This window comes from Salinisphaera sp. T5B8, from assembly GCF_040361255.1.
Taxonomy (GTDB): domain Bacteria; phylum Pseudomonadota; class Gammaproteobacteria; order Nevskiales; family Salinisphaeraceae; genus Salinisphaera.
Genome location: NZ_APNG01000016.1, coordinates 32,796 through 55,999, shown reverse-complemented (window position 1 = coordinate 55,999; position 23,204 = coordinate 32,796). Strand labels below are relative to the sequence as shown.

Sequence of the window (23,204 nt, the reverse complement as noted above, 5' to 3'; positions counted from 1 at the left end):
TCAATTCAAAATCCAGCAACAAGCTCATGCCTTACCTGCAACTCGATCTGCCGAGCGAATATCCCCAGGACACCAAGCGCAATCTGGCCCGCCGCCTGGGTGAAATCTATGCCGAACGCATGCACACCACCCCACGCCGGGTGAGCGTGGGGTTTCGCGAACTCACCAACGGTGGCCTGTGGCGGTGTGGTGAAGGCGAACCCGAACCCGGCGTGGTGATGATGTGCGATATCCGTCGTGGTCGTCCCACCGAATGGCGCGAGCAACTGGCCATCGAACTGCTGGACCTGTGCGTCGAACATCTGGACGTACCCCGCGAACGCATCGCGATCGAATTCACCCAGCACGCCGGCGACGAGATGTTTCGCGACGACGAAGGCTGGGCCCGCGACTGGAGCGAATCGGAGGCCGAATCCAGCGCGTAAACCTGCCCGCGCCGCGCTGCGCGCGCGGTCGTGAACAGTTTTCACAATCGCACTGGACAAGCCTGTGGACAACCGGTCATTAACTGGCGCAAACCCTTGCGCGACCGGCGTTACAGACGTATTGCACAATTATTGATCAAGCGCTACAGGCCTTGACGGACGGTGTTTTTACCGTTCCGAGCACGGGTGTTGAAAAGCCCCCGGTTTGTGCACACAGCCTTTGGATAAGGCTGTGGACAAACCGCGCACAGACGCCCGAAACGCCGGTCGTCACAGCGCTGTCACACAAGCGGCGAATTTATGCGCAATCTCGCAGCGCTCAGCCGCCAATCGCGCAGGATCGCGCGCGCTCGATTTCGAGCATGGCGCAGGTCGCGTGCTTGCACGCGGTGAGCCAGCGGTTGGGTCAAACGCGGCGCGCTCGCTGATCGCGGACATAAAAAACCCGCGGCCTGAACAGACCGCGGGTTGATTGGCACGAACCGCGTGCGACTAGGTGTCGGCCGGCGCGTCCCCGGTTTCCTCGGGCGCCGCATCGTCGCCCTTGCGTGTCTTGCGACGCGGTGCGGACTCTTCGCGGGCTTCGACGGGCGCATCGATGATGCGCAGATTCGCCGGCGGCGCCTTGCCGTCGCGATCCTCGCCGAAGTAGATCGTCTGATGCGGGAACGGGATCTCGATACCGGCCCGATCGAAATGCATCTTGACCAGACGGTTGAAGGCACGGCCCACACCCCACTGGGTGCCGGGTTTGGTCTTGATCATGATGCGGATATTGACCGAGCTGTCGGCCAGCGCCGTCACCCCCGGAACCGTCATGTCCTCGAGGATATTGTCGCGCACGTTTTCGTCGGCCTTGAGCTCCTCGAAGGCCTGACGCAGGTGATAGACGGCGTTGTCGATATCCTCGCGATAGCCAATGCCGTATTCGGTGCGGAAGTAGGCGAAATCACGCTGATAGTTGGTCACCGTGCTGGCCGACGAGAACGGCACGATATGGTACGAGCCGTCGAGATCGCGAATACCGACCGAGCGAATGGTCAGGCGCTCCGCGGTGCCGGTCACCCCGCCCACGGTCACGACATCGCCGGTATTCATCGCATTCTCGAGCTGAATGAACACGCCGGTGATGATGTCCTGTACCAGCTTCTGGGCACCGAAACCGATGGCCAGACCGAGCACACCGGCGCCGGCGATCAACGGGCCGATATCCACGCCAATCTGCGATAGCGAGATCATCAACGTCATGGTGATGATCAGAATCGCCAGCGCGTTGCGGAACAGCTCGAGCAGCGTTTCCTGGCGGGCACTGGGCTTGCCGGAGCCGGTATTCGGGTTGAGCCGGTGCTCGATGATGCTGGCCGCGATCAACCACAGCAACGCTGCCGCCGACAGTACGATGCCCACCCGGATGAGCGTGGATACCGTGGTCAGACCGGCGTCGGACGCCAGCCACGCGCCCAGATCGAACAGATGCCATGCATTGGCCACCACCAGCGCGAAGGCCACCAGAATCAGTACGCGGATAACCTTGAGCGCGGTCGGCACATAGGAATTCACCCGCGCTTCGAGCATCGGCAGCTTGGCACGCACGTTGTCGGAGAAGGTGACCCGCTTGCCGATTGCCTTCGACAGCAGCCCCGAGATACCCAGTGCCACTGCAGCCGCGACCAGCGTCTCGAGGGTGGCAGAGAGCATGAACGGCAATGCGTCGTTGGGGTCGACCTGGCTGGAGACGAACAGCGTGGTGAAATAGGCCACGGCCAGAATCACCCACAGCTTCGACATCAGCTTGAACAGCACGCCGAAGAAACCGATCGAGGCGGTTTCCGACATCCGCTGCAGGCGATCGTTGAACAGCTGCCGATTGCGGAAGATGACGACCAACGCATAGAGATAGGCGCCGCCCATGAGCACGAAGCTCACGACCGCGCCCAGGAAGAACGACAGCTGGACGTTGATGATTGGCACCAGCACCAGCAGCCCGTAACCGATAATGCCCACGAACCAGCGCAGGCGCACACTCCACCACTCGGCCACCGAGCTGGGAATATTGAGCAGACGCAGACTTTCATAGCGGGCAGCGAAGACCGCGCGGATGGCGACCTTAGTGAGTTCGATCAGCGCGAAGGCATTGATGAACAGCGACTCGCGCGTACCGATACTGCCGGTTTCACCAAAGGCATAGAGCCCGGCCAGATAACCCGCGCCACAGGCCAGCAGTACCACCGCCACATCCACGATCAGCGCGAGCACGATCGCCGTGCCCCGGCGAATCAGAACGCCCGCGCCGGTTTCGGCGCGTTGCGAAAAGCGCCCAATGGCGGAGAACAGCGTACCGGCGAGCAGGCGCAACACGAAAAACGACACCACGGTAGCGACTGCCACCAAGGCGAAGGTGGTGACCGCGGCGATAAACACCGACATATCGAATTCCGGGCCCGGGCCCCGGTCTTCGTCGAGCGACGTGAGCATCGCCCAGGTCGCCGATACGCGCTCGCCGATCACCTCGGCCCAGCCGGCCGTCGTCTGGGCGAAACGGCGCGCGAACGACACCCGCTCCTGGCTTGCGGCCGCCTGTTCGGCCGCGGCCCCTTCCCCGTCCGGGGCTTTTTCCAGCGCCGGGTCCTTGCCGGACTCGGGCGGCGCCGGCAAGGCGCTATCGGTGGCCTCGGCGTTGCCGGACTGCGCGGCCTGGCGCAGCTGATCGACGATCTGGGCTCGTGCCTCGTCGTTTTCGAGCAGGTCCGCCAGCTGGGTCAATGGCAGGGCCTGCTTGGCGACGTCGCCCCCGGCGGTATCGCCCTGTGACTGCTGGGCCATCGCCTGCGGGGCGATCAACGCAACCATGAGTACAACAAACACAACGAATATCCGCACGGCGTCGAACGCCGATCGCGAAGCACAGACTCGATTCATATTGCGTCTTTCCTTGCCAGACACGTTACAGCATAACGGCTATTACCGCGCCCAAAGACGGCCCGGCCAACCGTAGTACGGCGCATATCATGACTGCAGCAGTGCGCAGTGACAAATTGCGCCCCGTCTTCGCAGGGGGTTGCGAAGCGATCGATACCGCGCTTACCTACGCCTTGCGGGTCATGCCGTCAGCCGGCCGCCCGCGGCGGTCACCGCGCAGGGCGTCTGAACGCGACACGCCCCGGCGTCAAACCGGGGCGTGATCATGGAACGCGGGTGGGTTGGGTTATCGCAACCTGCTAGGTCACAGCTTGCGACGGCGCCGCCAGCCAAGGGTGAGCACGGCCGCGCATAAAAGCAGCACCAGGCTGGCGTCATGACCATTGCCCAGCGTACAGCCGCCACTCGAGTCGTCGTCGCTGGCCTGGGCCGGAGCATCGTTGTCGTCGTCGTTTTGCGATCCACTTGGCGTCATATCGAAGCTGGCCACGATCGGATCGTGGTCGCTGACCTGATCGGCGAATTGGGCATTCACATGCGCGACCGTCACGCTGGCGTTGGTTGCGAGCGCGGGGCTGACGAAGAAATGATCCAGCGCCTGCGAATTACCCTCGTATACGTAGGTATAGCGTGCCGTGGCATCGAGTGTATCCAGCAGATCCGAGACCACGGGCGTACCGGTATCGGCGCCGGTGAGGGTTTTCATGGGCGCGAGAAAGCCGAATTCGTGGAAATCGCCCACCAGGCCAATTCGGGCATCGTCCATCGCGGCCAGCGCGTCATCCACGAACGCATTGACGACTGCGGCCTGGGCGCTGCGCTGGTCGGCCGAGCCGTTCTCGTAGGGCTGTAGCGCACCGAACAGGGGCGAACTGCCGCCCTTGGATGCGAAGTGGTTGTTCACCAGCAGTACGCGTTGGCCGCGAAACTCGAACAGGGCAGCGACCGGCTTGCGGCTGTTATTGAAGGCCGGGTCCTGCGGCTGAACACGTCCAGGGTTGAGCGTGAGCGCCAGCTGGCCTTCACTATTCGCCGAAACCTGCGTAGCGGTCGTGGCATCGCCCACCCCGTCGCGGGCCTCGACCAGATTCACGCGACTGGCATCGTAGAGATAGGCTACGCGGATATTGCCGCCCGGCTGACCGACGTCTTTTTTAGACTCGGGCACGACTTCCGTGGCCGTATAGCGCGGCCCGCCCGCTTCGACAATGGCATCGACCAGACGCGCGAGCGTGCGATCGGCGGCCACCACCGGGTCGTTATTGTCGGAGGCCGAGCCGTCGTTGTCCTGGACTTCCTGCAGGGCGAGGATATCCGGCGCGCCCAGCTGATCGACGATCTGATCGGCGATGGCTTCGAACTTGCCATCGGCGATATCGGTATCGCCGTCGTCGTCGTTGGGGTCGAGGTTTTCCACGTTGTAGCCGGCCACGGTCAGGGTATCGCCGCGCGCCAGCACGCCCACCCCGCTCCGGTTAAGATTCGACGGCTGCGGCGCGGCCAGCGTATCCGGCAGGATTTCGAAGTTGCCGAACCCGTAACCGAGCACGCCGACCACTTCGGTGAACAACGCGCCCGTATCGACGGCCGGCATGGGCTCGGCGAGCAGCGTATCGTCGATCTGAATACGTTCGGGGTTGCAGTCCACGATATCGCCACGCTCGACCAGCGTAATCCCACCGCGTGCATTGATGCCGTTGGCGGTTGCGCCGGCATCAGGCACCAGAAATATCTCACCGAAACGGCTGGTCGGTCCGACCGCCATGCCCTGGTTCACTCGCACCCGCATGGCTTCCAGGCTTTCGTAGAAATCCAGTCCGTCTTCCTCGGGATCAAAGACCGTGGTATCGCTGGTCGCCACGTCGCCGTTGGTATCGTTATCGATGATCACCTGCGGAGCGATACGTCCGCCCTGACCGATGGTCACGGCCATAATCTCGGTCTGATCGAAGACCGCGCCGACATCGTCGATGGCTCGCGTACTGCCATCGCTGCCGATCGCGATTTCGGTGGTCGGCAGATTGGTTTGATTGTCGCCCGGATAGAATTCCTTGACCGTACCGGCGACGGCCACGACATCGCCGACCGCCACGGGGGCACCGTCACGTCGGGTGGGCGTACCGCCGGTAAACACGAGCACCGCATCACTGGTGGCCGCGTCGCCATCGCCGTCCGGGTCCTGAAAATAGAAACCGTTGCCGGTAACCGCAGTCACGATACCCGGCACGCCGGCCACCGCATCGCCTTCGTGCGGCGACAGATGGGAAGCGCCCTGGATGTCGTAGATGCGCAGCCCGGTTATCGCGTTATCGGGAATGCCATCGGCGTTATCGGGTGTGTCGTTGCCGTTATCAGGCGCGCTGCCCGTGGCCGCATTCGGCGTGGGCGCGGCCACCGTGAAACTCCGGGTATCGCGGCCCGTGCCACTGCTGTCGGACGTGCGTTGCAGCGATTGGTTGTTCTTGTCGCCATTGGCATCTTCATCGAGCTGCGGCGCGCCGTCGACGAGCAGCACGTCGAGCTCGGGATCGTCGCTGTCGCCGGTGCCATAGACCACGGCATCGATCAGATTGTCCGTGGTCACCGGCGTGCCATCGGGAAAATCGGCGGCATCGCCGGCATACAGGGCGACCGCGTCCTGGCCGTTCTGTAGCCCGTTGCTTGGAAAGACGGTGCCTACACCTGCCACACCGGCGTTACCCAGCACATAGTAGCCATCAGCCGAGGTCACCGTGCCGTCGAGATCGAAGGCGGCATAGCTTTGATCATTACTGCCGTTGTAGAACACCAACACCAGACCGTCGAGGGCCGTGTTGCCCGTGCCGCCATCGCTGAGTTCGACGAATTCCTCGGTATCGGTGCCGGTGGTATCGGCATCGATCTCGTTGATGAGAATCGAAGATTGGGCGTGACCGATACTGGCGATCGAACCACAAAACACCGTCGTCGCGAGCATCAGCGCGCGCCGCACGAACAAGGAAGCTGCCATTGAAATCCCCAGGCTGTCGTTGCGAAGCGCGCAGCTTGGCCAAGTCAGATGACAGCTTGCGAACGCGAACATCACACGGCGATGACAACGCCGCGGCCGCCCACCCTCAGACGGGCGGTATCTCGGCCCGACCGTACAGCGTGGCCAGGCACTTGCGATGAAAATAGGCTTTTTGCTGGCGCAACGAGAACAGTCGCGGCGCGAACAGCCAGGTCTGGGTCACGCCCATGAGATAGGTATAGGTCTGCAGGGCCAACGCCGGCGCAGGATCGCCGGCTGGCAGCAGATCCTGCGCACGCGCCTCGTCGATGAGGTTTTCGAACAGGTCGATGATCGCGCGCGTGAGTTCGCGCTCGCGGCGCACGGTACGGGCCATGCGTTGCGTGAGCTCGGTCTTGTTCATGAGAATTTCAAACGACTGGCGATGACGCTTGTCGTCGACCAGCCGGTCGAACCAGCCGGCAATGAAATCGCTCATGCGGGTGACCGGATCGGGCGTATCGGCACGCGCGGCCTGAACCAGCGCCTGGAGCGGCGTCTGCGAATAGGCGAGCACCGCTTCGAAGAGCTCGTCCTTGTTCTTGAAATGCCAGTAGATCGGCCCACGGCTCATGCCGGCGTCCTGGGCGATCATCGCCAGCGTGGTACCGGAATAGCCGTACTGGCTGAACAGGCGCAGCCCGGCATCGATGACCTTGAGCCGGGTCTGTTCGGCCTGTTCGGGAGTACGTCTCATCGTGTCATGATCGAGTGCGAGCCCCTTGCACGCAAGACAGGCGGACCGCGTCGCGGCCCGCCTGTCGCTACGGCTTTGGTTAGAGCGCGTCGTCGGCCGCCATCTGCATATAGGTGGTATCGAAGCGCAGGTTGACGTTGTTTTCGTCGCCCAGCACCCGGTCCTCCGGGAAGGCGATGCCTACGAAATCCGCGCTCGCCGCGCCCTCGCCCAGCAGGCCTTTCTCGAACGAGAACTGACGCACGCTGTCCATGGCCTCGTAGGCCTGATCGCTGGAGATGAACGCAATCGCCTCATCCGGCGTATAGAACATCTTCATGCCATCGAGCTGGGCTTCGTAGCCGGCGCGGTCGGTACCGGAGGCTTCACCCAGATAGGCCCGGACCTCGCGGCCCTTGGCGGTGTCCGCGCCGAGATCGGCCATCATTTCGTACCAGGCACCGACCAGGGCCTTTCCCAGCGCCGGATTGGCCTCGAGCGTGTCGGTGTTGACCAGCGTCAGGTCCTTGATATGGCCCGGGATCTGGCTGGAATCGAAGATCTCGTGGGCGCCGGGGGTCTCGGCGACCGTGCTCAGCAGCGGGTTCCAGGTCACCACCGTACGTACCGTGCTGCCCTGAAATGCCGCCACGATATCGGCATCCGAGGTGTTCACCAGATTCACGTCCGGCTCCGACAGCCCGTTTTCTTCCAGGGCACGGGCCAGCAGATAGTGGGACACCGACAGCTGTACGAGATTGATCGTCTTTCCTTTCAGATCGGCGACGTTATCGACATCCTTGGACACGATACCGTCATTGCCGTTGGAGTAGTCGCCCACGATCAGGGCCGTGGTATCCACGCCCGAAGCCGCGGGGATCGACAGCGCATCCATGCTGGTGGCGACCACGCCATCGAACTGGCCGGTCGTGTACTGGTTGATCGACTCGATATAGTCGTTGATCTGCACGATCTCGACGTCGATATCGTACTTGTCGGCCCATTTATCCATGATCCCCGAGGTCTTCACATAGTCCCAGGGAATCCAGCCGGCATAGATGGTCCAGGCAATACGGAACGAATCGCGCTTTTCGGCGGCCTGGGCTGTGCCCATGCCGGCCACAAGTGCGATCGTCGCGATCGCCAACGTTAGCGTTTTCTTCAAGTGCATCGGTATGTCTCCCGGTGGTCGGTCCAGTCACGCAACAACAAAGACTCAGAACAATTTCAGATAGCGTTCGATTTCCCAGTTCGAGACGGCTGTGTGATAGCTGTCCCATTCACCGCGCTTGAAATCGACATAGGCATCGAACATGCGATCGCCAAACACATCGCGTGCCAGCGGGTCGGCCGCGAAATCGGTGATCGCCTCGCCCAGCGTGCGCGGCAGCATGGTCACGCCCATGGCATCGATCTCGGCATCGCTGTAGCGGTACATGTTTTCGCGGTGCGGCTTGCCGGCATCCATGCCGTTTTCGATGCCTTCCAGCCCCGCGGCCAGCACGAGTGCGGCGCCCAGATAGGGGTTGCAGGCAATATCCGCCGCGCGGCATTCCACCCGCGAGCCCACGCCGGGGATACGAATCATGTTGGTGCGATTGTTATTGCCGTAGCAGGCGAACACCGGCGCCCAGGTCGAGCCCGACATGCTGCCCTGGCGAACCAGGCGCTTGTAGCTGTTGACCGTGGGCGCGATCACCGCGCTGATGGCACGGGCATGCTTGAGCACGCCGGCAATGAACTGATAACCCAGCTCGGAGACGCCGCAGCCGTACTGGTCGCCCTTGGCGGGTGAAAACAGGTTTGCGCCCGTATCGATATCGGCCAGCGACATGTTGTAGTGCGCGCCACTGCCCGTCTTGTCGGAATACGGCTTGGGCATGAAGCTGGCGAACGCCCCATGCTTACGGGCGATCTCGTTGGCCATCATGCGAAAGAACACGAAGCGATCCGCCATGGTCAGCGCATCGGCGAATTTGAAATCGGTTTCGAACTGGCCATTGGCGTCTTCGTGGTCGAACGAATACACATCCCAGCCGAGCGTATTCATGGCATCGACCAGTTCATCGACGATGGGCAGGTTATCCATGAGCCCGCGCGGGTCGTAGCAGGGTTTGGCCAGCGAATCGCGGTCGCTAATCGGCGCAAACCCGCCGTCTTCGGTTTCCCGAAACAGGAAGAACTCCGTCTCGATACCCAGATTGAAGGTAAAACCCATCGCCTTGGCGCGTTCGAGCTGGCGCTTGAGAATGGTGCGCGAACAGGCCTCGAACGGCGCACCATCGAGATGTAGATCGCCTGCAAACCACGCGAGGCGGTTATCCCAGGGGCAGACGGTCGCCGTCGCCGGATCGGGCATGGCGGCGACCTCATTGTCGGAAATATCCTGCGGTACGCCATCCAGCGCCGCGCCGGTATACAGCTCGCTACCGCCGAACATATTGTCGAGATGATCCAGCGGTACGAACTTGCCCTTTACGCAGCCGTGGATATCCACATAGCCGGCCATCGCGTATTTCACGCCTTGTTCTGCAAGACTCGCCTGTAGCGAGGCGGCGTCCACGGTATGTCCCATCGAATCGGTCCTTGGTTTGGTCTGGAAAACGTCAGCGGGCACTCGCCCGGCCCATCTGGCACAACGGCGCCATGCCAAACCACTTACAATATACATGCCAGCCTGTATATTTAATTATAGATACCGACCGGCTGACCACACGCCAAGGCGAAGATAAATGACTGATGAACAATGGGTTGAAGATTTTTTCCCGCTAGGCGATTTCATACTCGACAGCGGCACAGTCCTGCGCGACGCCTATCTCGCCTACTGCGTCGCCGGTACGTTAAACAGCGCAGCCGACAACCTGGTGGTGCTGCCCACGCACTATGGCGGTGCGATGAACGCCAACCGTGCCTGGGCCGAGGCTCCGGACAGCCCACTCGCCCAGGGCTATTGCCTGCTGATTCCGGCCCTGTTCGGCAACGGCGAGTCTTCTTCTCTCAGCAACGCGGCGCCGAGCCAGCGCGGGGCGGCGTTCCCGCCGGTCAGCCTGGCCGATAACGTTCGGGCGCAACGGCAATTGATTGCCGAACGCTTCGACGACGCCGCGCCGCGCCTGGTCGCGGGCTGGTCGATGGGCGGCATGCAAGCCCTGCAATGGGGCAGCCTCTATCCGAAGCGTGTCGGCAGCCTGCTGGCAGTCTGTGCTACGGCGCACTGTTATCCGCACAACGCCGTGTTTCTGGACGGCGTGAAGGCTGCGCTCGAAGCCGACCCGGCATTGGCTGCGGGCGGCCTGGCCGAACGCGGCCTGCGAGCCTTCGCACGGGTCTATGTGGGCTGGGCCTATTCGCAGCGTTTTTTTCGTGATGGCGGCTATCGCGCGCTCGGCTTCGACACAATCGATGCGCTCGTCGCCCACTGGGAAGCCGACCATCTGCGAGCGGACGCCCATAACCTGCTGGCCATGCTCGCGACCTGGCAGACCGGCGATATCGCCCGCACGCCCGGCTTTGGCGGCGATACGGCCGCGGCCCTGGCGCGTATCGACGCCCCCGCCATCGTCATGCCCTGTCGCAGCGATCTCTACTTCACCGCCGAAGATGTGGCCGCGGATGCGAGCCATATCGCCGGCAGCGAATGCCGCGTGCTCGATTCCGATTTCGGCCACTGTGCCGGCGGGCCCGGCTACGAACCAGCATCGACACGCCGCGTCCTGGACGCCATGCAGGCGTTGCTAGAACGAACGGCATAACAGCACGCTGTAAGCGCTGCCTTGGGCCGCCGCCAGCGCGTGCCGCTGCGCATGCCAACGTCGCGCGCGAACACAGGATTTAGCCCATACCAGTTTGGTAACGGTCGACCGGACCCGCCTTCGCGCCGAGGCGCTATTCGGATCGCAGGTGTTGTACGCATCACGCCGCAATCAGCCGCGGCCATTGGCGCCGCGCAATAAAAAAGCCGCCGTGAAACACGGCGGCTTTTGCTAACGCAGCTTGTCGCCGATTAGCGTGTCGCGTCGACGGCCTTGGCGAAGATATCCACGCCTTCGTCGATCTGGCCGCGGCTGACGATTAGCGGTGGCAGGAAGCGCACGACCTGCTTGCCCGGCCCGCAGCGCAGCAGCAACAGCCCATGCTTTTCGCATTCCTTGGCGACCTTCTCGGCGCGCTCGCCGTCAGGCTTGCCATCCTTGGCGAACTCGACACCGACCATCAGGCCCTTGCCGCGCACATCGCCAATGCCACCGTCCTTGTCGGCGAGCAGCTCCAGACGCTCCTTGAGGTGCGCGCCCTGGGTGCCGGCGTTGTCGACCAGCCCTTCTTCCTCGATTACGTCGAGCGTGGCGAGTGCGGCCGCACAGGCGACGACGTTGCCGCCATAGGTGCCGCCCTGCGAACCGGGCCGGCCTTTTTCCATGATCTTGCGCGGCGCGGCACAGGCCGACAGCGGGAAGCCGCTGGCCAGGCCCTTGGCGGTGACCACAATGTCCGGCTCCACGTCGAAGTGGCTATGCGACCAGAACTTGCCGGTACGGCCGTAGCCGGCCTGTACTTCGTCGGCGCCCAGCAGCATGCCGTGCTTGTCGCAGCGCTCGCGCAGACCCTGCATGAAACGGGTGTTGGCCGGAATGAAGCCGCCCTCGCCCTGGATCGGCTCGATGAGCATGCCGGCGGTGTCGCCCGGCGCGCTGATCGTCTGCAGGATGTAATCCAGTTCCTGCAGGCAGAAATCGGTGGCCTGATCCTCGGACCAGCCATAGCGGAAGGCGGCCGGGAACGGGGCCACGATCACACCGCCCATCAACGGCTGCAGGCCGGAGGTGTAGGCCGTACCCGAGGTGGTCATGGACGCCGAACCCATGGTGCGACCATGGAAGCCGCCATGAAAGACCACGATATTGGGACGGCCGGTGGCATGACGCATCAGACGCATGGCCGATTCCGCGGCTTCCGTGCCGGCACTGGCATAGAAGATGGAGTCGATATCGCCCGGCATCTTGTCGGCCAGACGCGCCGACAGATCCTGAATCGGCTTGTGCAGGATCGTGGTGTACTGGCCGTGGATCAGCTTGCCGACCTGCTCCTGCGCGGCCGCCACCACCTTGGGATGACAGTGCCCGGTACTGGTTACGCCGATACCGGCGGTGAAATCCAGATATTGCTTACCGTCGGTGTCGAACAGGTAGCAGCCTTCGCCGCGATCGACATGGACGTCGGTGGCCTGCTTGAGCAGGGGCGATAGATTGCTCTTGTTGCTTCCTATCATTTGACGGCACTCCTGGATGGCCTTGTTACAGATTGCGCGCGAGCCTAGACGGGATGAATACGAGTTTCAACGCCTGTACAGCGCCCGTCGCGCCAACCTTAGCGAAAAACGTGAAAAATCAAAGTGCGTTGACGATGGCGTCGCCGATTTCGTCGGTCGCGCGACGCTCGCGTCCGTGCGCGGCCAGATCGGCTGCGACGATTTCCCGCAAGCGCTTGCCGGCCCGATCGGCGGCCGTATCCTCGACACCCATCCATTCCAGCATCATCGCCGTGGTCAGCAGCATGGCTGCCGGCCCGGCCATATTCTGACCGGCGATATCCGGCGCGCTGCCGTGGGTGGGCTCGAACATGGGCGGGCGCGTGCGATCCGACGGATTGATATTCGACGAGGGCGATACGCCCATGCCGCCATTGAGCACCGCCGCCAGGTCGGTCAGGATGTCGCCGAACAGATTGGAAGCGACCACCACATCGAACGCCCAGGGGTGGCTGACGAACTTCATGCAGGCCGCGTCCACCAGCTCGTGATGGGTCGCCACATCCGGATAGTCCTTCGCGATCTCGGCGAACATGTCGGTCCACATATCGCCCCAGAAACGCTGGGCGTTACGTTTGGTGATCATGCACACCTGGCTGGCTTTCTGATCACGGCCGAAACTGCGCTCGCGCCCTTCGGCGGCGCGTTCGGCCGCACGCACGCGTGCCTGTTCGAAGGCATGGCGGATAATACGATCGGTCGCCCGATGGGTGAACAGCGCGACCTGGGTGGCGATCTCGTTTTCGGTGCCCACGGCCAGCCGACCGCCCTGATTGACGTATTCGCCTTCGCTGTTTTCACGAATCACGAGCATGTCGATATCGTTGGCGCGCGGATCGGCCAGATATTGGGGCGCACCCGCCATCGGCCGGCACGGGCGTTCGCAACACCACTGATCGAACCCCTTGCGGATCTCCAGCAACGGCGACAGCGATACCGCATCCGACAATAGATAACGATCGGGATCGTCGATCGGGCCCGGGTCACCCAGCGCGCCCAGCAAAATCGCATCGAATTGCTCGAGCTGTTCGAGATAATCGGCCGGCGCGCTCTCACCATGCTTTTCGTGCCAGGCATGCGAGGGCCAGTCGAAGATTTCGTAGTCGATCGCCAGATCCGGATCGCCGGCCACGAGGGCATCGATCGCCCGGACCGCCTGGGCAATGACTTCCGGACCGATCCCGTCACCGGGCAGAACCGCTACGCGCCATGTCTTTTTCGTATTCATGCGCCGCAGGCTATCACCGACCTGCCTCCATACGCATGGGTTTGTTGATCTGACGATGCAATTCGTTGTGCTCGGTGCCGGCCCTGCCCGGCGCTTTAGGTCGCAAACATGATCACGCCCGCGCGCGGCGCGCTCGAAAGAATGCACGCAAAAGGGCTGCGCTTTCATCGCCCAGCACACCGCCCACATGGGCCACTCGATGATTCAGACGCGGCTCGTCGAATACGTTGAAGATCGAATGCACTGCGCCGGCACGGAAATCGTCGGCGCCGTAGACCACACGCGCAATACGCGCATGGCCGATCGCGCCCGCACACATCGCACAGGGCTCGAGGGTGACATAGAGCGTGGCACCCGGCAGCCGATAATTGCCAACCGCGCTACAGGCCGCTCGAAGGGCCTGGATTTCGGCATGGGCGGTGGCATCGTGCCGGGCGATCGGGCAATTCCAACCCTCACCCAGGAGGGTGTCATCGCGCACTACAACGGCCCCGACCGGCACCTCGCCTTCGGCTTCGGCGCGGCGCGCCAACGCCAGGGCATGGCGCATCCACTGCGTATCGCTCATGTGTTGTTGCTGCTGTCGTGGTTACGCGAGCCGTATTGCGCATTCTACGCGAACGCCTTTTCCATACGGTCTGGCGAACCTCAGTCGAGCGCTCGTATGGAGCCGTATCGAGATATACGACCAAAGTCTAATTTCTGGCCTGCGAGGGGCGCACTACTTTCCACCGCCGTACGGTTTTGAACACACATTAAATATTGGGCACAACTTATTGGTGGCAATCGGCATTTGGACATCCGTTGGGGTAACGGAGCTTGTCGACCCATCAATTGAGCTGTATCGACCATCGAGCCCGGCCACCCGCTCGACCGAACCGCGTATCGGGGATCTCGTCATAGTGCGTCTTCGCACGGGCCGTTGACTGGCGCCGTGTACGTGCCAGGCGTTGAAATCTACGCTGTCGAAAAGGCTCTTTCGCGATCGTGCCTGCCGATCAACTAACCGCTCGGGGAGAGCCACCATGAAGACCCTGCACTCACGTTACCTGGTGCCATCGGCACTATCGGCTGCGACCGTATTCGCGTTCGCCGTGCCCGCCCATGCGTTCGAATTCAAGGTATCCGGCCAGGTCGACCGGGCCGCTATCGCCGCCGATAATGGCGAAGATCGCGATATCGGCTTCGTCGACAACGTCGGTTCCAACAGCCGTTTCCGTTTTACCGGCGAACAGGCACTGGACAACGGCTACAACCTCGGTTTCGCCTACGAGATCGGGCTCAACGAAAATCCGTCCACCTCTTTCGACGTCAATAACGGCGGCGGCAGCGAGGACGATTTCCTCGACAACCGTCTCGCCAATGTCTATGTCGAAGGCGACTTCGGTCGTTTCACCTTCGGCAAGCTCGACGGCGCGGCCAACGGCTCTTCCGAGCTCAACTATAGCGGCACCATGTATCTCGGCGGCGGCCAGGGTATTTCCATGTATGCCGGCGGCGTGAGCTTTCTCGACGACGAAGGCCGCGTGATCACCAATCTGTCGGCGGCCTCCAACCACTTCGACGGCATTTCGCGCCAGAACGGCGTGCGCTACGACTCGCCCAGCCTCGGCGGCGCCGTGCTGTCGGCTTCGCTGGACAACGGTCATGCCTACGAACTGGCCGCCCGTTACGAAACCCCGTTCGCCGACGGCGGCAAGGCTGGTTTCGTGCTCTCGCATCTCGATACCGAGGATCAGGACTTCGATATCGACCCCGACGGTACCGTCAACGACAACAGCCCGCGTTTCCAGGAAACCGGCGGCACCGGTTCGTTGCTGCTGCCCTCCGGCATCACCCTGACGGCGTCCTACAAGCAGCGCGACTACATGGCCGAGGATCGCGCCACCGCAGAAAACTATTTCGGCGGCGTGGGTTATGTGCTCGACAAGCACCACTTCGAAGCCAGCTACATGCAGACCAACGATCTGGCCGGCGATGGCAGCAAGGGTCGCAGCTACGGTCTGGCCTATGTCTATGACGTGATCGACAGCGTCGAACTGTTCGCCTCCTATCATCACCTGACGCTGGATGATGCGAGCTACAGCTATACCGAAACCGATGCCGGCGGCGCGACCACCACGGTCAACACCACCGGCGACGCCCAGGATCTTGATATCCTGTTTGTCGGTACCCGCCTGAAATTCCTCTAAGTCGAGTCGAAGACCGTATGCAGCACTCTCTGAAAATCGCGGCCTCCGGTCTTTGTGTCGCCGTGTGCAGCCTGCTTGTTGCAGGCTGCGCCGGCACCGGCACACCGGCGAACTATGAAAACCTGCCGGGCTCGGGTGACAAGATGGCCGAAGGCCCGGGATTGATGAGTCCGGCGCGTGGTGACGAGTACGACGACGGTGTTCGTGTCTACTCGGACGATGCCTCGAAACCGGCCCTGATCAACCGCGATTCGCGTGGCCGGCAAACCGCCCAGCGTAGCGACGCGGCACCAGCCGCGACCACGGCGACGCCGCCCAGTGCGGCCCAGCAGCAGGAATTCGCCGATTACGAGGAATATCAGCGTTTTCGCAACATGCCGAAAGACTCGCCGGAATACCAGCGTTTCAAGGACTGGCAGGAATGGAAGCAGTACCAGCAGTGGAAGGATAGCCAGCAACGCTAGCCCCACGCCTGGCTGCTAGGGCTGATCGATCGCACGGTTCGCAACCGGGCGTCGATCGGCTTTTTTTTTGTTCGACAATCGATGATTTTTCGGCTTGATACAGCGTGCATGTCAGCGCCCGTGCAGCGCGACCCGCGGCTGCGACGCCATTAAAAACCGCTGACCCCGCCCGCTGTTTGGGTGGCGTATCCATAACGCGAACCCGGGAAAAATCGGTCGCGCGCATCCACCCACCGCCCAGCGGATATGATTTCGCGCCACGAGATGCGTTCTTTCGAAGCCGCATCCGCGGATCGACGCCGATTCACGCCGAAGAGAAGCGCGGGAGCCTCGTTGGCGCTCGTTCAGGACGCGGCCAAACAGCCTGTCTAGATCTGTGTTGATCTGCGTCGATCTGCGGACAATCGCCTTATGGGCGTACCTTCGCATTCATGGGCGGGCAAGCTGTCGATCACGCAGCATACGGCCTGGCCTGTCGCGCGGCGCGCATATGGTGAAACAGACCCACCGCGATCAACAGGCCAATGCCTACGAAGTCGGTCCATGAGCCGGGCTTGAGCATGAGCAAGGCGCCAGCGAGCATGACCAGGCGTTCGTACCAGGTCATCCGGATTTTGAAATACCCCTGCGTGGCAGCCACGAAGGCGAGCATACCGACCAGCGCGGTCACGATCACCCAACCCGCGTAGTACCAGTTGCTGACGTTATAGAGCAGCAATTCGGGATTGAAGAAGAACATGAACGGCAGAATCGCGGTCCGCAGATCGTAGATGAAACCCTGTACGCCGGTGGCGATCGGATCGGCCCGGGAAATGGCCGACGCCGCATAGGCAGCCAGGCCCACCGGTGGCGTATCGTCGGCCAGAATGCCGAAATAGAACACGAACAGATGCACCGCCACCAGCGGTACGTTCATGCCGGCATCCGCAGCCAGGCTGGAGATCACCGGCGCGACCAACGCGGCCATGACAATATAGTTGGCCGTGGTCGGCAAACCGATGCCGAGGATGAGCGAGGTAATCGCCGACAGGATGAGCACGATCCAGATATTGCCGCCCGAGAGCACATCGAGTACCTGGGTCAGGCCGTAGCCGAGATTGGTCATCGTGACCATGCCCACGATGATGCCGGCCGCGCCCGTGGCGATGGCAATCGTCGTCATGTTGCGGGCCCCGCTTTCCAGACCAGCGGCAATCGCGCGCAGCCCCTGCCAGAGTCCGTCGACAATACCGTTGTCGCCCTTGAGCCCCTTGACCGCCTCCTGAACGAGGATGAGCCCAGCCAGAACGACGGTGGCATTGAGCGCACTGCGTTCCGGCGTGAGATTGGCCCACATCAGCTCGTAAAGCAGAAATGCGACCGGTATCAGGTAATGCACACCCTTGACGAAGGTCGGCCAGAACGGCGGCAGCTCCGAGCGCGGCAGCCCTTCCAGGCCGAGCTTGAGCGCTTCCAGATGGACCACGTAGAGCAGGCCCAGATAGGTCAGCACCGCGGGCACCAGCGCGTAGACGATCAGCTGCGAATACGGCACGTCGATGAAGGTGGCCATGATGAACGCGGCCGCGCCCATGATCGGCGGCATGAGCTGGCCGTTCACGGACGCCGCGACCTCGGTCGCGCCGGCCTTGACCGGCGGATAGCCGATCTTTTTCATCAACGGAATCGTGAAGGTACCGGTCGTGACCGTATTCGCGGTCGAGGAACCCGAGATCACACCGGTCAGCAGACTCGCCACCACCGAAGCCTTGGCGGGCCCACCCCGGAACGTACCCAACCCGCTATAGGCCAGATCCACGAAATACTGGCCGGCACCGGCCTTGTCCAGCAACGCGCCGAACAGTACGAACAGAAATACGAAGGTTGCCGACACCTGGATCGGCGTGCCCCAGATGCCCTCGGTAGTGATATAGAGCTGCTGAATGATCTCCGACCACTGATAGCCGTTATGCAGATAGATCACATCCGGCGGCGTGAGCGGAATGATCCCGGCCGGCCCGGTCACGCCATAAATCACCACGATGGCGGCGATCACCGGCAGGGCAAAGCCAAGCAGGCGAACCGAGGCAATCGCCAGAAACAGCATCAGCGCCGACCCGACCCATACGTCGCGCGCTACGGGCAGCCCGCCCTGGATCATGACGATGTTGTAGTAGTTGAACAGGATATACAGCGCACTGGCCACGCTGGCCGCGGCGAGTATCCAGTCGTACCAGGGAATACGATCGACCGCCCCGCCCTTGCGCGGGTACGCCAGAAACGCAAGCGCGAAGCCGAACGCCAGATGGATGGAGCCGATCTTCTGCGGATTGAGGGTGCCGAAGTAGCTGGCATAGAGCTGAAACAGACTCCAGGCCACCGCAATCGCCACCAGCAGCCAGCGCTGCCAGGCGAGCTTCGGTTCGCGGCCGCCGTATTCCGTGGCCTTGACGATGTCTTCGGCTTCTCGCGATACGTGTTCGCTCATCAATCGCCCCTGTTCTGTCTTGCACAGGCCGCGCACCCCCGCACGGCCCCGAAAACGAAAAAACCCCGACCATCCCGGTCGGGGTTTCGATTGGCTACAACGCTACAACGCGGTTTCAGGACGGCGGCAGCAGGCTGTCCTTGACGTCGATATTCTGTTCTTTGAAGAACTTCACCGCGCCCGGGTGCAGCGGAATCGACATGCCTTCCAGGGCGGTATCGAGCGTGAAGTACTTCTTCAGGTTCGGGTTGGCGATATCGTTGTAGAAAGCGTCCTTCTTTTTATTGAAGACGGTATTCATGAACTGATAAATCGCGTCTTCCGATAGCTCCGAGGACGTTACCAGCATGGCCTTGAGGGTGACCGCGGTCGCTTCGCCCATGTTCGGGTAGGTGTCTTCGGGGATGTCGATCTGGGTGTAGAACGGATACTTGGCGTTCAAGGCCTCGATCTTCTCCGGCGCGATCGAGACCAGCTCGATCGGCGCGGTCTGGGCCGCTTCCGTGATCGCCGACGCGCCCAGGCCGACGGTATAGAACATGGCATCGATCTGGCCGTCGCGCAGCAGGCCCACGGCACTGCCCGCGCTGCCCCGTACCGGGGCCTTGAGATCGTCGATGCTCATATCGAAGGCGCCGAACAGATTCTTGACGTCCTGTTCCGTGCCCGAGCCGATATCACCTACATAAACACGCTTGCCCTTCATATCCGACAGCGTTTCGATGTCCGCATCCTTGCGTGCAAGCACCTGAATCGTTTCCGGGTAGAGCACGGCCACGCCGCGCAGGTTTTCCACCGGCTTGCCGTCGAAGGCTTCCACGCCCTTGCCGTTATAGGCGTAGTAGGCGACGTTGTTCTGGCTCACACCCATCTGCAGCTGGCCGGCGCCTACCGCCCGATCGTTAAATACCGAACCGCCGGTCGAACGCGCGTTGGCGCGGATATCGATGCCGGCCTCGTTGACGATCTTGGCCATGCCCACTGCCGTGGGGTAATACAGGCCGGTGGTCGAACCCGAGCCGATGGTAATGAACGTGCGCGCACTCGCGGTGTGGGCGACGCCCAGCACCACCGTGGCCACGGCAAGCGTTTTGAGAATTCGCGTCAACATGGCGATAAGCCCCCTTTAAAAACAGGATGTGCGGTCGCGGATCAGGCCGCGACCGATCAATCGAGTCTAGCCGAGGCGACGATAAACGCAAGGAGCGCGCCAGGTTGCCCAAACAGCGGGGCCCGCACCGGCCATCACGCCGAAACTGCTTGTAATCCAGTCATTTCAACCGCCTGTTCCGCCAAACGTGCACGCAGGAAATCCACGCAAAGACGCACCTTGGGTGCGACGAATCGACGATGCGGATACATGGCATGAATATGTGCACAGGCCAGCGGATGCGCATCCAGTACCGTTTCGAGGCGGCCGGCATCGAGATCCTGTTGTACGTCCCAGATCGATTTGAGCACCAGGCCGGCGCCTTGTAGCGCCCATAAATGGGCAATCTCGCCGTCGTTGCTGGCCAATGCACCATTCACGCGCACGCTGCTGCCATCGGCGAACTGCCAGACGCCCGGGCCCGGATCGCCCATGAGCACGCAATCGTGATGCACCAGCTCCTGTGGATGGCTGGGCCGGCCATACCGGGCCAGATAGGCCGGCGCGGCACAGATCACGCGCCGATTGGGCGCCAGTTCGCGGGCGATGAGACTGGAATCGGCCAGCGCCCCGAAACGCACCGCCAGATCAAAGCCGCCCTCGACGATATTCACCACCGAGTCACTGGCGTGCAGCCGTACGCGTACGCCCTCATGCACGCGCTGAAACTCGTACAGCAAGGGGGCCAGCCGGCGCGCAAACGCCACCGTGGACGTCACACGCAACTCCCCGCTCGCAGCCTGGGCGCCGATCGCGGCCTGGGTTTCGGCCTCGTCGATATCGGCCAGAATACGTATGCAGCGGGTCTGAAACGCGGCCCCCTCGTCGGTCAGGGCCAGACTGCGCGTGGTGCGGTTGATCAGGCGTACGCCCAGACGCTGTTCGAGCGCGGCCAGCCGCCGGCTCACCACCGCCGGCGACAGCCCCAACTCGCGCGCAGCGGCCGACAGACTGCCCGCTTCCACCACCTGCACGAATACGCGCATCTGAATGAGTTCATCGGCCATCGGCGTATCGTCGCGCTCAATTCAAACCCATGAATTATTGCATACTGCGCAATAAACCATTCGCGATCGTGCCGGTTGGCCTTGTGCCAGACAAAACCCACTATCACCGCTAGCACGTCAATCGAGCGCCACGCCCGATGCGAGCGCATACGCTGCAATGCACGGCGCAGGCCACACGCACACACTCGAATCCGACCCAGGAACACAGGGGATTACGCATGCATATCCAACTCGACAACAAGACCGCACTGGTCACCGGCTCGACGCATGGCATCGGCTTTGCGATTGCCACCGGGCTCGCGCGTGCCGGCGCGACGGTCATCATCAACGGCCGCAAACCCGAGCGCGTAGACGACGCCCGCGCCCAGCTGATCGACACGGTTCCCGGCGCCGAGGTACGCGGCGTGGCAGCGGATCTCGGCACCGCCGAAGGCTGTCAGGCGCTGGTCGATGCCGAGCCGCGGGTGGATATCCTGGTCAACAACCTCGGCATCTTCGGTCCCAAGGATTTCTACGAAATCCCGGATGAGGAATGGCAACAGTTCTTCGACGTGAACATCATGTCCGGCGTACGCCTGTCCCGAGCCTATACCCCGGCCATGGTCGAGGCCGGCTGGGGCCGCGTGGTGTTTTTGTCCTCGGAATCCGGGTTGAACATTCCAGCCGAAATGATTCAGTACGGCATGACCAAGACCGCCAATCTGTCGGTCTCGCGCGGGCTGGCCAAGCGTCTGGCCGGCACCGGCGTAACCGTAAACGCGGTACTGCCCGGGCCCACCCTGTCCGAGGGCGTACAGGACATGCTGGCCGACCAGCAGGCCGAAAGTGGCAAGCCCATGGAACAGGTGGCCGCCGAGTTCGTCCAGAAAGCCCGGCCGAGCTCCATCATCCAACGCGCGGCCACGGTGGAAGAAGTCGCCAACATGGTCGTCTATGCCGTATCCGAACAGGCCTCGGCCACCACGGGCGCCGCCCTGCGTGTGGACGGCGGCGTGGTCGACAGCATCGCTTGAGGGCCGCGGGTGCGCGGTGTCGCGCCCGCGCCTGGACTCTGGCCTAAGCCGGCTCTAGCGTTTACAACGGCTGGGCGGTGGGTCGATACAGAATTTCGTTGATATCGACATCGGCCGGCTGGCTGATCGCGAAGTACACCGCGCGTGCGAACGAATCCGCCGAAATGGCGGCGGACCGGTAGAAGTCGTTGATCGCCTGGGAGGCCTGCGCATCGGTGATATGGCTGGGCAGCTCGGTATCGATCGCGCCGGGCGAGATGATGGTCGTTCGCAGATTGTAGTCCTTGACCTCCTGGCGCAGCCCTTCGCTGATCGCACGAACGGCATATTTCGTCGCGCAATAGACCGTGCCGGCGGGCGTGACCTTGTGCCCGGCCACCGACGATACGTTGATCACGTGTCCGCTCTTTTGTTTTTGCATCTGCGGCAGCACGGCCGCGATGCCGTAGAGCGTGCCCTTGATATTGATATCGATCATGTTGTCCCACTCGTCGATCTTGCGTTTTTCGAGTGCGGACTGTTGCATCAGGCCAGCATTGTTGAGCATGACGTCGACCCGTCCGAACTCGGCGACGGCGCGATCGACAAGATTCTGGACCTGGTGACGGTCGGTGACGTCGGTCTGCACGGCGAGCGCCTTGCCGCCCTCGGCCTGTATATCGGCGACGATCGCCTGCATGCGATCGAGTCGGCGCGCGCCCAGCACGATACGCGCGCCGTGAGCGGCGAGATGGCGGGCAGTGGCTTCGCCCAAACCACTGCTACCACCGGTGATAACGATGACGTGGTCGGTCAATGTGTCGCGCATGGCGAACTCCTCGGGAATGGATTGAATGGGATTGGAAAACAACCCGCCTAGTCGCGGCCTTCGTACTGGGCATCGGTGACTTTCTCCAGCCAGGTCACTGGCCCGTCTTCGCCTTTCTCCTGAATCGCGATATGCGTCATCGCGGTATCCGGCCCGGCGCCGTGCCAATGTTCCTCGCCCGGGGCAAACCACACGACATCGCCCGGCTCGATGGTTTCGATCGGCCCGCCCTTACGCTGAACGCGGCCACATCCGGCCGTTACGATCAATGTCTGGCCCAGCGGATGGGTATGCCAGGCGGTTCGTGCGGTGGGTTCGAAGGTCACGCTCGCACCGGCCGTGCGTGCCGGGTGCGTACTGTCGAACAACGGGTCAAGGCGTACCTGGCCGGTGAAATATTCCGCCGGCGGCGTGACCGAGGCACGGCTGCTGTTCTTGCTGATATCCATGACGTAGGTCCTTTTTTTCGTGTCTTATCAACCCGGCATAGAAATGGATGAGTGTTCGGGTTGATAAAACGGG

The 23,204-nt window shown here is 62.3% G+C and carries 18 protein-coding genes; 5 read left to right on the top strand and 13 right to left on the bottom strand.

Annotated elements, in window-relative coordinates; genetic code table 11:
- Nucleotides 1–26 precede the first annotated feature (26 nt).
- Nucleotides 27–425, top strand: coding sequence for a tautomerase family protein (locus T5B8_RS14380; protein ID WP_353179836.1), 399 nt, complete (start codon nucleotides 27–29; stop codon nucleotides 423–425).
- A gap of 492 nt (nucleotides 426–917) precedes the next feature.
- Here the strand turns inward: T5B8_RS14380 and ybiO are convergent, their stop codons facing one another.
- From ybiO to glnT, 5 genes are all read right to left on the bottom strand, one after another.
- Complete coding sequence (ybiO, locus tag T5B8_RS14375) at nucleotides 918–3,290, bottom strand: mechanosensitive channel protein (protein WP_353179834.1); 2,373 nt, start codon at nucleotides 3,288–3,290, stop codon at nucleotides 918–920.
- Between the two features lie 358 nt (nucleotides 3,291–3,648).
- Nucleotides 3,649–6,333 carry a DUF8508 domain-containing protein gene (locus T5B8_RS14370; RefSeq protein WP_353179832.1) on the bottom strand — a complete coding sequence of 895 codons (2,685 nt, stop codon included), beginning with the start codon at nucleotides 6,331–6,333 and terminating at the stop codon, nucleotides 3,649–3,651.
- Between the two features lie 106 nt (nucleotides 6,334–6,439).
- The gene (locus T5B8_RS14365) at nucleotides 6,440–7,069 is read right to left on the bottom strand and encodes a TetR family transcriptional regulator (protein ID WP_353179831.1); all 630 of its coding nucleotides are present in this window, start codon (nucleotides 7,067–7,069) and stop codon (nucleotides 6,440–6,442) included.
- A 79-nt stretch (nucleotides 7,070–7,148) separates the two neighbouring features.
- On the bottom strand, nucleotides 7,149–8,219 hold the full coding sequence (locus T5B8_RS14360; protein ID WP_502950802.1) for a putative urea ABC transporter substrate-binding protein: 1,071 nt from the start codon (nucleotides 8,217–8,219) through the stop codon (nucleotides 7,149–7,151).
- A 45-nt stretch (nucleotides 8,220–8,264) separates the two neighbouring features.
- Nucleotides 8,265–9,623, bottom strand: coding sequence for a type III glutamate--ammonia ligase (gene glnT / locus T5B8_RS14355; RefSeq protein ID WP_353179829.1), 1,359 nt, complete (start codon nucleotides 9,621–9,623; stop codon nucleotides 8,265–8,267).
- Nucleotides 9,624–9,780: 157 nt separating this feature from the next.
- Between glnT and T5B8_RS14350 the strand changes: the two genes are divergently transcribed.
- Nucleotides 9,781–10,800 carry an alpha/beta fold hydrolase gene (locus tag T5B8_RS14350; RefSeq protein WP_353179827.1) on the top strand — a complete coding sequence of 340 codons (1,020 nt, stop codon included), beginning with the start codon at nucleotides 9,781–9,783 and terminating at the stop codon, nucleotides 10,798–10,800.
- A 251-nt stretch (nucleotides 10,801–11,051) separates the two neighbouring features.
- On the opposite strand, the gene T5B8_RS14345 is transcribed toward T5B8_RS14350, so the two are convergent.
- The 3 genes from T5B8_RS14345 to tadA all read right to left on the bottom strand — a co-directional run bounded on the left by T5B8_RS14345 (nucleotide 11,052) and on the right by tadA (nucleotide 14,149).
- The gene (locus T5B8_RS14345; RefSeq protein ID WP_353179825.1) at nucleotides 11,052–12,314 is read right to left on the bottom strand and encodes an aspartate aminotransferase family protein; all 1,263 of its coding nucleotides are present in this window, start codon (nucleotides 12,312–12,314) and stop codon (nucleotides 11,052–11,054) included.
- Nucleotides 12,315–12,432: 118 nt separating this feature from the next.
- Nucleotides 12,433–13,581: an isocitrate/isopropylmalate dehydrogenase family protein gene (locus T5B8_RS14340; protein WP_353179824.1), complete on the bottom strand. Its 1,149-nt coding sequence runs from the start codon at nucleotides 13,579–13,581 to the stop codon at nucleotides 12,433–12,435.
- Nucleotides 13,582–13,693: 112 nt separating this feature from the next.
- Entirely contained in the window at nucleotides 13,694–14,149 is a 456-nt protein-coding gene (gene tadA, locus T5B8_RS14335) for a tRNA adenosine(34) deaminase TadA (RefSeq protein WP_353179823.1), read from the bottom strand.
- 457 nt (nucleotides 14,150–14,606) lie between these two features.
- On the opposite strand from tadA, the gene T5B8_RS14330 reads away from it, so the two are divergent.
- Together T5B8_RS14330 and T5B8_RS14325 are read left to right on the top strand one after the other, a co-directional pair.
- Nucleotides 14,607–15,773, top strand: a complete 1,167-nt coding sequence (locus tag T5B8_RS14330; protein ID WP_353179821.1) for a porin — start codon at nucleotides 14,607–14,609, stop codon at nucleotides 15,771–15,773.
- Nucleotides 15,774–15,790: 17 nt separating this feature from the next.
- Entirely contained in the window at nucleotides 15,791–16,237 is a 447-nt protein-coding gene (locus T5B8_RS14325) for a hypothetical protein (protein ID WP_353179820.1), read from the top strand.
- 451 nt (nucleotides 16,238–16,688) lie between these two features.
- Here T5B8_RS14325 and T5B8_RS14320 read toward each other — a convergent pair whose 3' ends face one another.
- The 3 genes from T5B8_RS14320 to T5B8_RS14310 form a co-directional block, all read right to left on the bottom strand.
- Nucleotides 16,689–18,704 (bottom strand): TRAP transporter permease, encoded by a 2,016-nt coding sequence (locus T5B8_RS14320; protein WP_353179818.1) that lies wholly within the window; start codon nucleotides 18,702–18,704, stop codon nucleotides 16,689–16,691.
- Between the two features lie 115 nt (nucleotides 18,705–18,819).
- Nucleotides 18,820–19,815 (bottom strand): TAXI family TRAP transporter solute-binding subunit, encoded by a 996-nt coding sequence (locus T5B8_RS14315; RefSeq protein ID WP_353179816.1) that lies wholly within the window; start codon nucleotides 19,813–19,815, stop codon nucleotides 18,820–18,822.
- 134 nt (nucleotides 19,816–19,949) lie between these two features.
- Nucleotides 19,950–20,861, bottom strand: a complete 912-nt coding sequence (locus T5B8_RS14310; protein WP_353179814.1) for a LysR family transcriptional regulator — start codon at nucleotides 20,859–20,861, stop codon at nucleotides 19,950–19,952.
- 218 nt (nucleotides 20,862–21,079) lie between these two features.
- Between T5B8_RS14310 and T5B8_RS14305 the strand changes: the two genes are divergently transcribed.
- A complete protein-coding gene (locus T5B8_RS14305) occupies nucleotides 21,080–21,874 on the top strand; it encodes an SDR family NAD(P)-dependent oxidoreductase (RefSeq protein WP_353179812.1) in 795 nt (264 codons plus the stop codon).
- Nucleotides 21,875–21,935: 61 nt separating this feature from the next.
- Here the strand turns inward: T5B8_RS14305 and T5B8_RS14300 are convergent, their stop codons facing one another.
- Nucleotides 21,936–22,682 (bottom strand): SDR family oxidoreductase, encoded by a 747-nt coding sequence (locus tag T5B8_RS14300; RefSeq protein ID WP_353179810.1) that lies wholly within the window; start codon nucleotides 22,680–22,682, stop codon nucleotides 21,936–21,938.
- Nucleotides 22,683–22,729: 47 nt separating this feature from the next.
- Nucleotides 22,730–23,131: a (R)-mandelonitrile lyase gene (locus T5B8_RS14295; RefSeq protein ID WP_353179809.1), complete on the bottom strand. Its 402-nt coding sequence runs from the start codon at nucleotides 23,129–23,131 to the stop codon at nucleotides 22,730–22,732.
- Between the last annotated feature and the right edge of the window lie 73 nt (nucleotides 23,132–23,204).

Excerpts from the sequence above, each read along its gene's own strand:
- T5B8_RS14380 (WP_353179836.1), top strand. The coding sequence starts at position 27 with ATGCCTTACCTGCAACTCGATCTGCCGAGCGAATATCCCCAGGACACC.
- T5B8_RS14370 (WP_353179832.1), bottom strand. The coding sequence starts at position 6,333 with ATGGCAGCTTCCTTGTTCGTGCGGCGCGCGCTGATGCTCGCGACGACG.
- T5B8_RS14365 (WP_353179831.1), bottom strand. The coding sequence starts at position 7,069 with ATGAGACGTACTCCCGAACAGGCCGAACAGACCCGGCTCAAGGTCATC.
- T5B8_RS14360 (WP_502950802.1), bottom strand. The coding sequence starts at position 8,219 with ATGCACTTGAAGAAAACGCTAACGTTGGCGATCGCGACGATCGCACTT.
- glnT (WP_353179829.1), bottom strand. The coding sequence starts at position 9,623 with ATGGGACATACCGTGGACGCCGCCTCGCTACAGGCGAGTCTTGCAGAA.
- T5B8_RS14350 (WP_353179827.1), top strand. The coding sequence starts at position 9,781 with ATGACTGATGAACAATGGGTTGAAGATTTTTTCCCGCTAGGCGATTTC.
- T5B8_RS14345 (WP_353179825.1), bottom strand. The coding sequence starts at position 12,314 with ATGATAGGAAGCAACAAGAGCAATCTATCGCCCCTGCTCAAGCAGGCC.
- T5B8_RS14340 (WP_353179824.1), bottom strand. The coding sequence starts at position 13,581 with ATGAATACGAAAAAGACATGGCGCGTAGCGGTTCTGCCCGGTGACGGG.
- tadA (WP_353179823.1), bottom strand. The coding sequence starts at position 14,149 with ATGAGCGATACGCAGTGGATGCGCCATGCCCTGGCGTTGGCGCGCCGC.
- T5B8_RS14330 (WP_353179821.1), top strand. The coding sequence starts at position 14,607 with ATGAAGACCCTGCACTCACGTTACCTGGTGCCATCGGCACTATCGGCT.
- T5B8_RS14325 (WP_353179820.1), top strand. The coding sequence starts at position 15,791 with ATGCAGCACTCTCTGAAAATCGCGGCCTCCGGTCTTTGTGTCGCCGTG.
- T5B8_RS14320 (WP_353179818.1), bottom strand. The coding sequence starts at position 18,704 with ATGAGCGAACACGTATCGCGAGAAGCCGAAGACATCGTCAAGGCCACG.
- T5B8_RS14315 (WP_353179816.1), bottom strand. The coding sequence starts at position 19,815 with ATGTTGACGCGAATTCTCAAAACGCTTGCCGTGGCCACGGTGGTGCTG.
- T5B8_RS14310 (WP_353179814.1), bottom strand. The coding sequence starts at position 20,861 with ATGGCCGATGAACTCATTCAGATGCGCGTATTCGTGCAGGTGGTGGAA.
- T5B8_RS14305 (WP_353179812.1), top strand. The coding sequence starts at position 21,080 with ATGCATATCCAACTCGACAACAAGACCGCACTGGTCACCGGCTCGACG.
- T5B8_RS14300 (WP_353179810.1), bottom strand. The coding sequence starts at position 22,682 with ATGCGCGACACATTGACCGACCACGTCATCGTTATCACCGGTGGTAGC.
- T5B8_RS14295 (WP_353179809.1), bottom strand. The coding sequence starts at position 23,131 with ATGGATATCAGCAAGAACAGCAGCCGTGCCTCGGTCACGCCGCCGGCG.